The following is a 15,042-nucleotide window of genomic DNA, read 5'->3' as shown; positions in this document are numbered from 1 at the left end:
TATCGTCGGGGTAACGCCTGATCTGGCGACCTTCGGCAAGGGCATGGCAAACGGGTATCCGGTGTCGGCCGTTTGCGGCAAGGCCGAGTACATGCAGAAGATGGAAGAGATCTTTTTCTCCTTCACTTTTCTTGGCCTGTGGGCATGGCTCGCAGGCTTTTTGTTTAACCGCTGGGAAAATGCATCTAGTTTTTATTAGTCGGTTGTCTTAATATAAATAGCTCCATTAACCGCCTCAAGAGATATCTTTGCCTTTCCCGAGCCTAAAATGAGCTTCAGCCTATCTTTATCCTCAATCTCCGGCTTAATTGATGTCAAATTTTGGACACTGCCTTTGGTTGCCTGCGCGCTAATCTCAGCTGAAGCATTCTTGGGTAGCTCGATAGTAATGTCGTCACCCGTCGCACCAACGACCATCTCGCCGGTCTCAACTCGCGAGAATGAAATGGCGATCTCAGCGCCGGTTGATTTTAGCATGTGCACACCGCCAACCAGCGGGAAGTCTCTTAAGGCAATTGGAGCGCCAATGGATACAACGCTGAGTCGCGCTGGCCTAACAGGCTTTGATGGAGCGATTGTAATGGAGCCCTCCGTTGGCTCGAAGAGGGTCGGTATGCCTGCTGGCACAGATATACGGTCAACAACCAACCTTGCGGCGAGATTCAATACCAGGCGCTCATCTATGCGGGAGAGCTCTCCGATGTCGTCTGTGCTGCCAAGGACCCTGATCTCGACAGTGTTTCCTTCGACGAGAAGAACGTTCAAGTCGGATCTTGTGGATTTGATGTGCACTTTTTCGGATGGTGGAACCGATATCGGTTGCCCGGCTGGAATCCTAGAGCGTGAGGTGACCTCAATCGCAGGTTCTTCACCTTGTTCCTCGGGAGACATTTTCTTGAGCATTTCTGGAATTTTGCCTTGGGTATTGCCAATCTTTGAGGGGTCCATGGTTCCGAATAACCGAGTTATGTTCACATCTCGGTTCTTCCCTACGCGTGGACCAACAAAAATAATTAGTATTCCCTTGTTCTCATGGAACAATATTGCGCTTGCTTCGTCACGAGCAAGGCTTTTGTCCATTGTCTTCCATCCTTGGCTTGTGATTGCGGGTTCATAAAATTTCAGAATCTGCTCGGGCTCTGGGGTTGCATCCACTCTGGTCATTACGATGCTGACTTGTTTTAACTCCTTGAGGCCGAACAAGGGACCGAACTCATTTGCTAGGTCATCGAGCACCTTGCCGGATGGCCAGTTGATTTCTCTCAGTGTCTTTGCCCCTGGATACAGCGGAAGTTCAAGCTGTTCAAGCATGCTTTTTTTTGCCGGGGCGGCATGCAAGGCCGTAATTAAGTTAGTGGAAGTTAATATGCTTAATATTAATAACGTTGAGAAACGTACGCTTCTCACAGTGTGCCTCCTTCTTCTATGGCCGTATTTATGTTTTCGCTATTCGTTCGCTCTGCTAGAATGTCAGCTGTTTTTTGAAGGGTACCTCTCAATATTTCTAAAGTCTCGTTCATTGTCATTCCTGTTACTCCTAGATTGGATGCGACTACTACGCTTGCCTCTTCATGTGATTTTTGTGCGGCAACAATGCTGTGCAAAATTTCAGCTTCCGATGGCTTTTCTTCAGCGATTTTGTCTGCGGCTTTACTTTGCAAGCCTTCAGCAAGAGTGGGATGTGGGCTCCTTTTGGCAATGATGGTTTGAGCAACTTTGGGTTTATGTTGTTTGCCTTCTCTTGTATTTAGTACAGTTGCCTGTACTGGATGTGATTTTGTTGCCGCATGATTTTGACCTTTGAGCGAATTTGCCGTTTCCGGTTTTGCAGGAGTCTTTGTTGCCTGGACAATAGCAGGCCTTTTGTCTGGATGTGATAGCGGCTCAGATGGCGGCTCAGGACGGCTAGTCAAAAAGAAGCCAAATGCTAGTAGCGTCGCAACAAGTCCCGCTGTGGCGACTCCTATAGCCCAATGAGGCTTGCGGGTTGCAGGGCATTCCTGCCCCGCCATGAACCTTTCTAGCTTATGGGCGAAGTTCTCCGCTAGCCAAGGCGAAGGTTCCTTATCTTCCCAAAGCGCCATGGTTTTGCGCAGAGCAACAAGCGTGGTATGCTCTTCACGACATGCCGGACATTCGGCAAAGTGTTGCTCCAGAAGGCGCTTTTCACGTTCCGAAAGCTCGCCGTCTATTGCAGCAGAGGCCAGAATTCTAGCTTTTTTACATCTCATTGCCATTACCTCATTCGGCAGTTTATGCAGGAGCCTTTAGGTATCCTAGCCTTTCCTTGAGCTTCTGCCTGGCGCGGAAGATTAATACCTTCACGCTTCCAATTGGGCAGCCAAGAACATCGGCAATCTCTTTGTATTCCATGTCGTGATACTCTCTTAAGATGATTGCCGTTCGCTCCTTTTCTGGAAGTGTGTTTATCGCTTCTTCGATTGCATTCCGAAGCTCAACTCGAATCAAGTGATTTTCAACAGATGAATTGCCTGTTGCAGAGTAAGGCCCTATTTGATTATCCGAGTGATTTAATTCTATATTGTCGTCAAGCATTGTTTCAGGACGTCTTGCTCGATGCCTGAGATAATCTCGGCATTGGTTTCCAGCAATAGAAAAAAGCCAAGTTGTGAACTTTGCATCTGAACCGCGAAAGGTCTGTCCAAACCTACAAACTTTCAGGAATGTTTCCTGAACGAGATCTTCCGCAGTCTCCCGACGGCCCACCATTCGGAAAAAGAAGTTGAACAGTGGCTTTTGGAACCTAGCGAAAAGCTCCTCCATGGCTGATGAGTCGCCCGCCTGGAACCTCGCCATTAGTTCCTCGTCGGTCTCCCTGGCCTGATTCGTTGCCGCATGCATCATAAATGTATACGCTCCATCGTGGCGAATGTTAACAATTTGTGTTTGTTGCAGGAGCTAATAGGAAAGTTTGCGTGCAAAACGTATCAGCAACAAATAATCCCAAATATGGTGGCTATACCAATATAAATCAATGTTCGTCAGAGGTTTTGTTCTTTATTCACCTTGCACGTTTGTTGCTTTTTGGGAGCGAAAGTATTGTTCGTCTAGCTTATCATTTCTTTTGCACGTATCCTAAACCGCATTGGCGGACAAGCGTACTCTGCTTCAAGCCGCCCTTCAAGGAGCAGGTGGTCCCTCAATCGTCGTATTGATTTCGAAGAAAGGCAACAGTCGCCGAGCATTATTACTTTTCCAGGAAGCTTCTCGGGAACAGGGGGTTCCTTGCCGAGGATTAGAGTAATCTCGCGGCTTCCATCGAAAACTCCTTCTTTGGCTAGCTTATCTAAGCCTCTTCGAATGTAGTATTGACATGATCGGCAGTATTCTCCCGCGATGATTTTCAAGCCAGGAAATAATTCTGAATCAAAGGCAATGTTCGGCCTGGCGAAATGCCTGCGGACAGACTCTACACTTTCTCCAATTACAGTAATCCTGGATAGATCGCCCATCCCGAGACCCTGCTCGTGTGCAATCTTTGTGGTATCAATTTCCATTGTATCGAATCCCATTACCGAGGAGGCAACGGCATCTAAAGCGACAACGTCGCGTGAGGCTATAATAATGCCCATGTCCACTGGCGTGCCCTCTTCAGCATGGTCACCCTCTAGTGCCGTAATGCCATCCAGGACTGTGAGGTCTGGCTTTCTGACTCGGAGGAAGTCGGTAAGTTTGGAAGGGAGCTCGTTATAGCTGTGCCCGAAAAGTTTGTCCTCATCTGAGATTGCTCCGTGCATGTTCTTAATTCCGAGTGTTACGAGAGTGAGGCTATGGATTTTCATGACCGGCACGTTGATTAGGACGTCGGCTTCTAGTACTGGCCGCGGAATGCGAACTTTGTTTAAAACAAGCCCTCCGACGACGTCGGTTTCAAGCCATTCTTCTTCGTCAAAGAAAACCATTTTTCCGCCTGCAGCCTCGACTGCAGCAGTCATGCCAACCACTTCGGAGCAAGCGCGCGTTGTATTGTTTGCCTTTCGGAACTTGGCGGTAGAAATGCTCCTCCCCTCGCCGACAAGTACCAAGCGGGCACCTGCCTCTTGAGCAATTTTTATTAGGGCAGCCACAACCCTTGGGTCGGTTGTCATTGGCGCTGGATTTGGGGCGAAAATATTAGGTTTGATTAGGACCGTATGCCCGCTTTGAATTAGATTGTCCGATTTTATGAGATTTAGGGCTTGTCTTACCGCGTTGAGTATTGTACCTTCGGAGTATGGGGTCTGGGCCTTTGTAATTGCGACTATTGGTTCCATGGGCGTTAAATTGTTCTTTCCTCTTTCATTTTTAAGTGAAACCATTCGATGGTTTTTACTAATCCTTCTTCAAGACTTACTTTCGGCTCCCATTTTAGAATGCGCTTTGCCTTGGAAATATCTGGGCGGCGTTGTCGAGGGTCATCAGCAGGTAGAGGTGCGAAAGTTATCTTGGATTTGCTTCCCGTCAACTTTAGAACTAAGTTAGCAAAGTCAATAATTGTGATTTCCTCCGGATTGCCAAGGTTGACTGGTTCGTGCTCGTCAGATAATGCGAGTCGGTAAATGCCCTCGATTAGGTCTGAAACGTAACAAAGGCTTCGTGTCTGCCTGCCATCGCCATAGATTGTAAGTGGCTCGCCTTTCAAAGCTTGGGTAATGAGCGTTGGAACCAGCCTTCCGTCGTCTCTCCGCATGCGCGGGCCATAGGTGTTGAATATGCGAGCAATTTTCGTGTCCACGTTGTGTGTGTTGTGATATGCCATTGTCATTGCTTCTGCAAACCGCTTGGCTTCATCATAGACGCCCCTTGGGCCAACTGGATTAACGTTGCCCCAATAAGTTTCTGTTTGAGGATGCACTTGTGGGTCGCCATAAACCTCCGACGTTGACGCTAGGATGTACTTTGCTTTATGAGCGGTCGCAAGTCCTAGGGTCTTATGGGTGCCAAGTGAGCCAACCTTGAGTGTTTGAATGGGGTATCGTAGGTAATCAATTGGGCTCGCAGGTGAAGCGAAGTGAAAAACAAAGTCTGCTTTTTCCTTTAGAAAAAGGTATTCCGTTACGTCGTATTTTATGAATGAAAAACTCTCTTTGCCAAGATGATGGACGATATTATCAGTAGTTCCGGTAATTAGATTATCCATCACCGTAACTGCATAGCCCTTCTCGAGTAGAAGGTCGCATAGGTGAGATCCAAGAAACCCTGCCCCGCCAGTTATTAGTGCATGCTCCATTATGGTCCTCGACTTTCAGGCCAGTGAGGATTTTCATGGGCATTATAGGAACATAGGTTCTTCTATGTCAAACTGATTTCAAAAAGTTTTGGTGGCGTAGCTATTTCGCCAGAAGTTTTAGCAGCCTTCCCTCACCGGGCCTAAGATGTATGGTTGTTTTTCCCTTATCTAGCTTAAGTTTATGCATGGCTCCGGTTTTCGAGCTCATTTCTTCAACATACTTAATTGAACCTTTAAATGAAAGAACAACGGTAGAATCCTTTCTCAGGTTTCGGTTGACCACCATTGCCCATGTAGAGCCGTCTTCGTGACGGAATATGCCCAAGACAGTGGGTAGCTCTGAGGTTACACTAATGGGTAGGTCGGGGCTAAGTGGCTTGCATGCGGATGGCACATCGCCTGAGTGGTAGACCCCGGTGGACGTTAGCTTGACCAAGACTTTGCCAAGAACTTTTAGCTCGCCGTTTATCCGTTTTGCCTGATTGAAATGTTCTGTTCGATTGCCTTTTTCATCGAGAATGCCGTTGTGAAAGTTCCAGAATTCGTCGTGGGGTGTCCAGTAAGTGAAATATAGGATTGCCTTATATCCATAAGCGAGCGCATTGAAAATCTGCCAGCGGAGGTCGTCTTCCGTAGGGTTTCTATATTGGCCATGTGGTGTGACGAGCATTATGAAGCAGGTGGGGACACCATATTTTAACCCCGCAGCCCTTACCACTTCTAGATTATGGAAGAAACTGCCCAAATTAGTTGGATTTTCGGGATCGCAGGCCATCATGATGTAGTGGTCGTAGCTTAGTATCCTTGGCTTAACAACCGTGCAAAATTGTTCGACGTGCTCCTCGTAGGTCTTGTTACCTAATTGCGCTTCGCTTGCGTAGTTTGGAAAAAGATTTATGAATGGCATGTGCTTTGGGTCTTTCTTTATTAGGTATTGATTTATTGCCGCCAGCTTAGGGAAAGCAGAAGAGTTCGGTTCGTCCGTAATGAAGTAGCCTGCAGTTGCTGGGTGGTTCGAGTAATCTGCAATTACTGCGTCGAGGTTAGAAGTAAAATCTGGGTCGTTCGGCTCTTTTGCCAGGATGCGTCCATCAGGAATGATATATTTGAGCCCATGCTTTGCACACGCATCAAGTATTGCCTTGTTCTGCTCAATTGTGACTCCTGCGCATGGTGGCATTGCGTGTGTGAAGTTGCACTCAGCGACTTCGGCATATCGGATGTCTAAATTATCACTGGGCAACGGTCCGCACCAATAACTGATTATAAACTTGTCTAGAGCAGTAGCAGGCACCGCTATTGATATCAAAACCAATAGGCCAAAAATTAGCATTAGATTCATCATACCGCCTCCAAGATATTCAGCTTTATTTTAAAACCCCATTTCAACGAATTTGTGGTATTATCCTGCTCGGACAGTGGTTGAAGGTTCACTTGGCAGCAACTACCACGGTTGGATCCTAGCCTGGTTCGATGACAATTATGATTAGAAACCTAAGGCTTACTTTTATATGGAGACTTCGCGGGGTTCGATTATAATTTGGTCGTTGACTGGCTCGTCGGACTCAAGTAGGCCGTCACGGAAACGAAGTATGCGCTTGCAATATCGCGCGATGTCATGCTCATGGGTGACTATGACAACCGTCCTTCCTTGTTCGTTGAGACGTTGAAAAATCGCCATGATTTCGATGCCTGTAGCGGTGTCTAGATTTCCGGTCGGTTCGTCGCCAAGAATTAAGGGCGGGTCGTTGACGAGCGCTCTCGCAATAGCCACCCGCTGTTGCTCGCCACCGGATAATTGCATTGGTGTATGCCATATCCTTCCACCCAATCCCACCGATTCAAGGATTCTCCGCCCCAATTTACTGTCGCGCCGGCGTCCAGCATACATTAGGGGCAACAAGGTATTATCGAGCGCCGTAAGACGAGGCAGAAGGTTGAAGCTCTGAAATACGAAGCCTATCTTTCTGTTCCGAATCGCCGCGCGTGATGCATCACTCAACTTGCTTACGTCTTGCCCATCAAGGATGTATGTTCCCGACGTCGGCCGGTCAAGGCAGCCAATAATATTAAGCAATGTAGACTTGCCGGACCCAGAGGGGCCCATTATTGCCACAAACTCGCCCCGGTCGATTTTAAATGAGACTCCTCGTAGAGCAGGTATTTCTATACTACCAATTCTGTATGTTTTTACTAAGTTTTGAATTAAGATTAGTGGCATTGATTATCAAACCTAATGTTGAACTTATATTGCTTTTAAGAGTAACGGAGTGCTTCTATCGGGTCTACCATAGCCGCTCTGATAGCTGGGTACATCCCAAAGATAACCCCAACCATTGCTGAGACGCCAAAAGAGACGATGATTGCCTGCATGGATACAACAGTGTTCCAATTAGCATAAACTGATATGGCTCTCGCGCCCCCGATTCCTAGAAATACGCCAATCAATCCGCCTGCGCAGGTGATAACCAGAGCTTCTAGCATAAATTGGCGGATAATGTCCCATCTAGTTGCTCCAATGCATCGCCTGATGCCGATCTCGCGCGTTCGCTGAGTAACAGTAGCGAGCATAATATTCATAATTCCAATACCACCGACAAGGAGCGAGATGCTTGCGATGGCTGCCATAACAATATTAAATATCCGCTGAGTTTGCTGGCTTTGGCGAAGTAGTTCTGCAGGTATGATAATTTCATAGTCACGAATTCCGCGATGTTGGCGATGAAGTACAGAACGGATAACAGAAGCAGTTGGCACAGTAGCGGCATCGTTTTCAACTTGAATTATGATTTCTGTAATCGGGTTGTCTGCCTTATTTGGGCGTGCCATCAGCCTTCTGGAGAGCTGTCGCAGTAAAATATAATCCGATGGTACCGCTTCCTGAGAGCTAATCTTAAAGTCAATAAGAGAAATAGTAATCGGAATGTAAACGTCTGAATTTAAATCCCGGAGGGCTGCAAATGCTTTAGCCGCACCTACTTCTTTGGGCTCCATTAGACCGACTACGCGAAATAGTCGCCTTCCTATTTTGATATTTTTGCCAATTGGGTCGTCGAATCCGAAAAGCTCCCTCCGGGCGGCCGCTCCCAGCACACAGACCGGGCGATTTTCTCGCATATCTATATTGTTAAGAAAGCGCCCTGTCTGGAGTTTGGTGCGTGTTACGTATATATACTCGGGAGTTGTGCCTACTATTTTGACAGGAACAGGTTTATCGCCAATCTTGACGTCGGCGAAAACCTCTCTAAGAGGTACAACGTGCTTTGCATAGTCGCAAACTTCCCTGATGCTTTCTGTATCGGAGTATTTTAACCCATATGGCGAACGCTCCTGCGCTTTTTCTAATAGCTCGCCGGATATCAGAGCCCGTCTTACGTGGACGACGTCGATGCCCATTAAACGAATTTGCTCAAGGGCTTCTTGCTTTGCTCCCTCCCCAATGGAAACCATGGCAATTACAGCGGCTACTCCGAAGATTACGCCCAGCATTGTGAGGATTGAGCGTAACTTGTGGGAGAGTAGCTCTGTGAGACCAGTGTGGATCGCTGCAAGGATTCCCATACTACTCCTTTTTCGCTTTTGGAACTGGCGGTGTTGCAGGCTCTTGTGTGGTCACGCCTGGCGCTGTGCTGCCTGCCTCTTGTAACTCAAGCTCTCGTGTTGGATCACGGAGGGCGATTATCTGCCCTTTTTTCAATCCCTTGGTGACGCACACAAAATTGTCATTATACTTGCCGGTTTTTATGGGAACGCGAGTGAATTTGCCACCTGATTTAACGTAGACAAACGTTTTGTTCCCCTGCTCGACTACCGCTTCAATCGGGATGTAAGTAGCATTCTTAATTTGGTCTACTATAAATTCTAGGTTTGCAGTCATGCCAGGTTTGATAAGGCGGGGATTATTCTCTTTTACAGAAACCTTAACCTCGAAGTCCTTTTTTCCCGGCGTGCCGCCTTCCCATGGCGATAGCTCGGTAGCAAGGCTTGATATGCTAACGACTCGGCCGTGGAAGACCTTATTCGGCACAGCCTCAAGCCGAATAAGCACGGGCATGTCAAGGCGTACTCTTGGAGCATCAGCTTCGCCTACGCGAACTTTCACCATCATTTTAGATAGGTCAGGCAAGCGGCAAATTGTTTGTTGGGGCCTTACATTGTCTCCTTCTTGAAGCTTGCGGCGGCCGTCTCCCATCCAATCTTCTGTCAAAACAACCAAACCAGCCGCCGGCGCTCTAATGCGAGTTTTTTCTCGGTCATCTTCTGCCTCTGCCAGCGCTTCATCAGCTAGGCCCTTGCGAAACTCCACATTTTTAACGTCTGCCATTTTTTGCTTTTCCTTGGACTCGCATTCTTTTTTCTTTAATTCAAGTTGGGCCTCGCCTTTCATGACGGCCAGCTCCTTAGAGCGAACCTCGCCTCTTGCCTGCTCAACCTGTTCGCCCGTCACAAGCTTTTCAGCAAGAAGTCTTTCCATTTTTGCAAGCTCGTCTTTTGCAAGCTTTAGTTCGTTCTTGTCGAAGTCAAGCTGAGCCTGGGCTTGCATAAGGTCGGTCTTGTTTGCTTCTTGGAGAAGTTGCAACTCTGCTTGCGCCCGCATTACTTCCGCCTCTGCATTCCTTGCTTCCAACTTTTTAGTGCGAATCTCGCGCTCGATGTCTTTGCTATCTAGGAGTGCTATTAGGTCACCTTGAGAGACCATTGCACCATCGTTAATAAGGTAAATGATCTTGCCGCTTATGCCAGCGGTAACTGCAACCGACTTCTCTGCTTCTAGAGTTCCTATGGCTGGAAAACTAATTGTGAATGGGCCTTGTTTTACCCTAGTGGTAGGGATATAGACTTCTACCTTTTTCGGGGAAAAGTACTGTCGATAAAGCGGCACTCCCCAGTGCTGTATTGCAAAGACAATGATTGCTAACCCAAGAATACGGCTTCCCCAAATTTTTATTTGCTCTTTCATTTTGAACCTATCGTTGTAAGATCCTCTCCCATCGCGTATTTGAGCTCTAGCGTTGCTAGATACAAGTCGATTTTGGCGGAGATGATTCCCATCTCCGCATGGGTGAGTGCTTCTTGTGCACTCAAAACATCTCGGTTGTCACCTTCGCCTTCCTCTACCATCCGCTCAGCAATATGAAGGTTTTGCTTTGCAACTTCCAAGTTTGTGGTTAGTATTTCAAGTGAGGTAGCTGTAGATTCAAGCGCACGATATGCGCTGCGAACTTCTTCGGCGATTCGCTCCATCTGAAAGGCACGTTCTTCGTTTAATATGTTTAGCTCACGTTCGACAATTGCTTGTTCCTCTTTAATCGCTCGTTTGTCTAGAGGTAATCGAAGCTCAAGCCCAATAGTGGTGGTACCTAGGTCGAATAAGGATGATGAGAAAACGCCTCTATCGGCGTTTGAGGAGCGGAATCTTGTGAAAATATCAAGGCCAGGTCGAAATTCTTCTTTGGCAATGGCAAGTCTTCGTTGCTGAGTTGCTAGGCGCTCATCGTAAACCGATAGCTCGACGCGATTCTTGAGAGCCTGCGCAATGGCTTCTTCAAGTGTGGGAACTTCGGGATTGACCTCTGGCACAGGATCAATTAGCTCGGGAGTTTTGCCAATACCAACACCGATTGCTAACATTAAGCGGTCGATGGCTGCCTTTGCTGCTTCGCGTTGGCTGTTTAATCTCTCACGAGTCTGCTGAACTTGAACTTCTGCTCTGTATACGTCGATGCCTCTTGCAAATCCGGCCTCTTCCCGCCGTTTGGCGAATCTTGCCGATTGCTCAACAAGTTCAAGAGCTTTTTCTTGGACTTTGACTTGCTCGCGTGCCTCAATTGCTTTGAAGTACGCTCGAATTACATCAAGCACGGTTGACTGTTGAGTTCGGTAAAGCTCCTTGTCTTGAATAATCATTTCGCTCTGGGCTGTCAAAACTTTATCTGCTTTCGGAGATAGAAGACCCTTGCGTCTAGTTAATGGGTGGCGAATTGATAAATCTACCGAGCTCGACTCATTGCCCGATGCAAATGGCGATATGTTCAAGGATGCTTCTGTCCCCATCATGTTTTCATAGCCCAGGCTTCCAAATATGGAATTAGAGAGCTCAGACTCGCCAGGCATCCGTTCAAAGCTGGTGTTTGCTCCCACATAATAGGAAGTAAGTAATTCTGCCACACGTAGTCTAGAAAGAGCTGTTAACTGGTTTGATTTTGCGCTCTTTAAGTTCACATTTGCAGTTAGAGCAAGCTTAACAGCATCCGCTACCGAAAGCTTTTCTGGCACTGTTTCGGCTTGGGCGCCTATCATCACCGCAATCATAATTAGGACTATCAGTAATATTGCAAATACTGGGTGACGCATGGGATTATTTTTTCGGGGGTGAGTTATTGAACTGGCAACATCATTATACTTTGCAACCGCATTTGATTTCAATATTTGAAACCGTTCAGAAAGCGTTAATTCAGAAGTTTGAAGCAATTTTATGTGAAATCCAAAGTTTAGACGAGCAAACTCTCTATGAAGTGAGCAATTGCGCGATGAAATCTTTAAAAGTTGAATATTTAGGGTTTCTGGGGGAATCGCTTCTTTAAAGGCTACGAGAGCAGGTTTATTAACGAAGGTGGAAGGGAAGAAATATTTTATGGAAAGTTCATATTACTAGCTTGACAAATTTGTCAAGTCCTGGTATAAATACTGGTTGCCCATTAGCACTTAAGTTGTTTGAGTGCTAATAGTTCACTGTTTTTAAATTAGGAGGTGATTTGTTCGATGTTAAAACCCATTGGTGACAAAGTGATTGTGAAACCCAAAGCCGAAGAGGAGAAGACCTCAGGTGGAATCATCCTGCCAGATACTGCCAAAGAGAAGCCACAGGAGGGCACAGTGATTGCCGTTGGACCCGGAAAAATTTTGGAAAATGGCGAGAGGAAGCCCATGACAGTAAAAGAGGGTGACACCGTCATCTATTCGAAATACGGAGGCACCGAGGTAACCGTCGAAGGTGAGGATTACATAATCCTAGATGAGGATTCCATACTTGCAATTCGAACATAAAAATGTTCTGAAATTGCGAGCGGGAAGATAAAACTTGATTCTGAAAGCAAGAGTTTTTCCTAACATTCAAAGTAGTTTCTTCTTCCAAGAGACACGTTAAAATATGCACTATTAGTTATAAGAAAAGGAGGAACGTGAGCATGGCTGCAAAAATGATAGCCTACAGTGAAGAGGCAAGACGAGCACTTGAGCGTGGCGCAAATGCAGTGGCATCTGCAGTTAAGGTTACACTTGGCCCAAAAGGCCGCAACGTAGTACTCGATAAGAAATGGGGCGCCCCGACAATCACCAAAGATGGAGTTACTGTCGCCAAAGAGATTGAGCTAGAGGACCCTTATGAGAACATGGGTGCTCAGCTTGTTCGTGAAGTCGCATCGAAGACAAACGATGTCGCAGGCGATGGAACAACAACCGCTACTGTTCTTGCGCAGGCGATAGTGAACGAGGGTCTTCGCTATGTGGCAGCAGGTGGCAATCCCATGATGGTCAAGAAGGGGATTGAGCTTGCGGTTGCAAAGGCCGTTGAGGAAATCAAAAAGCTGAGTACACCGGTGACTGACAGAGAGTCAGTTGCAAGCGTTGCATCAATAGCCGGAAATGACAAGGAAATTGGCGAGATAATTGCCGATGCAATGGATAAGGTTGGAAAGGATGGCGTCATTACAGTTGAGGAGTCAAAAGGCACCGGAACGACGTTGGAAGTCGTAGAAGGTATGCAATTTGACAAGGGATACATCTCTCCATACTTCGTCACCGATGCGGAGAGGATGGAGGCCGTCCTTGAGGATCCGCTAATCCTTATCCATGAAAAGAAGATAAGCGCCGCGGCCGATCTAATCCCGCTACTTGAGAAGGTTGCAAGTGCTCGCAAACCGCTGGTAATAATCGCTGAGGACGTAGATGGTGATGCGCTAGCGACTCTGGTTGTCAATAAGATTCGCGGCACCTTGCAGACTGTTGCAGTGAAGGCGCCTGGCTTTGGTGACAGACGCAAGGCAATGCTGGAGGACATAGCTATCCTTACAAACGGCAAATTCATCTCTGAGGACCTTGGTCTGAAGCTTGAGAATGTTGACCTTTCAATGTTGGGCCAGGCAAAGAAAGTTATAGTTACCAAGGAAGACACAACTATAGTTGAAGGTGCCGGAAGCCCGGAGGCAGTCAAGGGCAGGATTGAGCAAATACGCCGCCAGATTGAGACTACCGAATCATCCTATGATAAGGAGAAGCTTCAAGAGCGGCTTGCAAAGCTTGCTGGTGGTGTTGCTGTGATTAAGGTAGGTGCTGCGACCGAGACCGAGCTAAAAGAGAAGAAACATCGCTTTGAGGACGCTCTTTCCGCAACTAGAGCGGCGGTTGAGGAGGGCATTGTCCCTGGCGGCGGTGCAACGCTTATTAACGTCATTCCTGCGCTCGAGGGCTTGGGTACCGACCCAGATGAGAAAGTGGGCGTCAACATCGTGCGCAGAGCACTCGAAGAGCCCCTCCGCCAGATCGCTGAGAACGCCGGCCTTGAGGGTTCGGTCGTCGTTGAGAAGGTCAAAACCCTACCAAAGGGCCATGGCCTAGATGCGTTGACCGAGCAATATGTTGACCTGACAAAGGCTGGCATTGTTGATCCGGTGAAGGTGACCCGCTCGGCATTGGAGAATGCGGCAAGCATTGCCTCAATGATTCTCACAACCGAGGGACTCGTTGCCGAAAAGCCCGAGAAGAAGCCAGCACCTGCTGGGCCTCCCGGAGGCGGATACGGCGAGGACATGTACTAAGCAGTATTTAATGAAGCAGACAATCGGGGCAGGTCCATCATGGGCCCGCCCCTCTTTGTTTGACTCCTGCTAAGAGGGTGTGTTACAATAATTAAGCGTCGTTTTGAGAGGCTGGTTTTGCGTCTACGTACATTTGTTTTCGACCTCGACGGTGTTATCTACCGCGGCGAGCAACTCCTACCTGGGGTGGCGGAGACCATCGAAACTTTGAGGCGGTTTGGCCACCAGGTATACTTCTTCACCAACAATTCCACTAAGACCCGGGAGCAGTATGTTGACAAGCTCCATCGCATGGGCATCCTGGTTGATAAAGCGCAAATAATGACGTCAGGGTACGCAACTTCCCTATATTTTTGCGAGCATGGCGCAAAGGGCAAATCAGTTTATTTAATTGGTGAGCCAGGACTCCGACAGGTTCTAATCGAAGCTGGCATGCGTATTGTGGAGAACATACCTGAAGAGAAAGCCGACTATGTTGTGGTAGGTTGGGACAAAGGATTTAACTACGAAAAGATTACGAAAGCACTTTGGGCAATACGAGGTGGCGCTGAGTTTATTGCAACTAATAGGGATGCAACCTACCCACTAGAAGGAGGGCAGGTTGTCCCTGGCGCGGGAGCAATGGTTGCGGCAGTGGAGGCAGCGACCGGGGTCACCCCCCGAGTAATTGGAAAGCCGGAGACGTATGCAGTGCGAAAGCTTTTCGAAGTTGCTGGCGCTTCTCTTGAGGATAGCGTCATTGTTGGAGATAGGCTTGATACAGATATCCTTGTTGGAAAAAGGCTTGGCATTACGACCATCTTAGTTCTTACAGGCATATCGACTGAGAAAGACGTAGAGGTAGCACCGAAAGAGATAAAGCCTGACTTTGTAGTAAAGACACTTCCTGAAATCTTAGGTCTTTTTCTTGGCAACGCAGTGAGGGCAGAAGCTAAAGCTTGTAGTGTCCTGGATGATAAACAATAAAGGTGCCTTTGTGTTTCTGACGTAATGGCG

At 47.5% G+C, this 15,042-nt stretch carries 13 protein-coding genes and 1 pseudogene; 4 read left to right on the top strand and 10 right to left on the bottom strand.

Annotated elements, in window-relative coordinates; translation table 11 throughout:
* Positions 1–136, top strand: a pseudogene (locus K6T99_11085) (aminotransferase class III-fold pyridoxal phosphate-dependent enzyme).
* Between the two features lie 59 nt (positions 137–195).
* Here K6T99_11085 and K6T99_11080 read toward each other — a convergent pair.
* The 10 genes from K6T99_11080 to K6T99_11035 all read right to left on the bottom strand — a co-directional run bounded on the left by K6T99_11080 (position 196) and on the right by K6T99_11035 (position 11,584).
* Positions 196–1,407 carry a hypothetical protein gene (locus K6T99_11080; protein MCL6520365.1) on the bottom strand — a complete coding sequence of 404 codons (1,212 nt, stop codon included), beginning with the start codon at positions 1,405–1,407 and terminating at the stop codon, positions 196–198.
* Positions 1,404–2,231: a zf-HC2 domain-containing protein gene (locus K6T99_11075; protein ID MCL6520364.1), complete on the bottom strand. Its 828-nt coding sequence runs from the start codon at positions 2,229–2,231 to the stop codon at positions 1,404–1,406. The genes K6T99_11080 and K6T99_11075 overlap by 4 nt, the downstream gene beginning before the upstream one ends.
* Before the next feature lie 22 nt (positions 2,232–2,253).
* Positions 2,254–2,865, bottom strand: a complete 612-nt coding sequence (locus tag K6T99_11070; GenBank protein ID MCL6520363.1) for a sigma-70 family RNA polymerase sigma factor — start codon at positions 2,863–2,865, stop codon at positions 2,254–2,256.
* 203 nt (positions 2,866–3,068) lie between these two features.
* Positions 3,069–4,274 (bottom strand): DUF362 domain-containing protein, encoded by a 1,206-nt coding sequence (locus tag K6T99_11065; protein ID MCL6520362.1) that lies wholly within the window; start codon positions 4,272–4,274, stop codon positions 3,069–3,071.
* A 5-nt stretch (positions 4,275–4,279) separates the two neighbouring features.
* On the bottom strand, positions 4,280–5,230 hold the full coding sequence (locus tag K6T99_11060) for an SDR family oxidoreductase (GenBank protein ID MCL6520361.1): 951 nt from the start codon (positions 5,228–5,230) through the stop codon (positions 4,280–4,282).
* 100 nt (positions 5,231–5,330) lie between these two features.
* The gene (locus K6T99_11055) at positions 5,331–6,575 is read right to left on the bottom strand and encodes a hypothetical protein (protein ID MCL6520360.1); all 1,245 of its coding nucleotides are present in this window, start codon (positions 6,573–6,575) and stop codon (positions 5,331–5,333) included.
* Positions 6,576–6,737: 162 nt separating this feature from the next.
* Positions 6,738–7,451 (bottom strand): ABC transporter ATP-binding protein, encoded by a 714-nt coding sequence (locus tag K6T99_11050; protein ID MCL6520359.1) that lies wholly within the window; start codon positions 7,449–7,451, stop codon positions 6,738–6,740.
* Positions 7,452–7,486: 35 nt separating this feature from the next.
* Positions 7,487–8,791: an ABC transporter permease gene (locus K6T99_11045; GenBank protein ID MCL6520358.1), complete on the bottom strand. Its 1,305-nt coding sequence runs from the start codon at positions 8,789–8,791 to the stop codon at positions 7,487–7,489.
* A 1-nt stretch (position 8,792) separates the two neighbouring features.
* Positions 8,793–10,190, bottom strand: coding sequence for an efflux RND transporter periplasmic adaptor subunit (locus tag K6T99_11040; protein ID MCL6520357.1), 1,398 nt, complete (start codon positions 10,188–10,190; stop codon positions 8,793–8,795).
* Entirely contained in the window at positions 10,187–11,584 is a 1,398-nt protein-coding gene (locus K6T99_11035) for a TolC family protein (GenBank protein ID MCL6520356.1), read from the bottom strand. The genes K6T99_11040 and K6T99_11035 overlap by 4 nt, the downstream gene beginning before the upstream one ends.
* Before the next feature lie 408 nt (positions 11,585–11,992).
* On the opposite strand from K6T99_11035, the gene groES reads away from it, so the two are divergent.
* From groES to K6T99_11020, 3 genes are all read left to right on the top strand, one after another.
* A complete protein-coding gene (gene groES, locus K6T99_11030; protein ID MCL6520355.1) occupies positions 11,993–12,277 on the top strand; it encodes a co-chaperone GroES in 285 nt (94 codons plus the stop codon).
* 140 nt (positions 12,278–12,417) lie between these two features.
* Positions 12,418–14,046: a chaperonin GroEL gene (gene groL, locus K6T99_11025; GenBank protein MCL6520354.1), complete on the top strand. Its 1,629-nt coding sequence runs from the start codon at positions 12,418–12,420 to the stop codon at positions 14,044–14,046.
* A gap of 117 nt (positions 14,047–14,163) precedes the next feature.
* On the top strand, positions 14,164–15,012 hold the full coding sequence (locus K6T99_11020; protein MCL6520353.1) for a phosphoglycolate/pyridoxal phosphate family phosphatase: 849 nt from the start codon (positions 14,164–14,166) through the stop codon (positions 15,010–15,012).
* Positions 15,013–15,042: the final 30 nt, after the last annotated feature.

This window comes from Armatimonadota bacterium (genome assembly GCA_023511795.1).
In the GTDB taxonomy this organism is placed as follows: Bacteria; Armatimonadota; UBA5829; order DTJY01; family DTJY01; genus JAIMAU01.
Note: the sequence above shows the minus strand (reverse complement) of the source record. Positions and strands in the feature narration are given on the sequence as shown.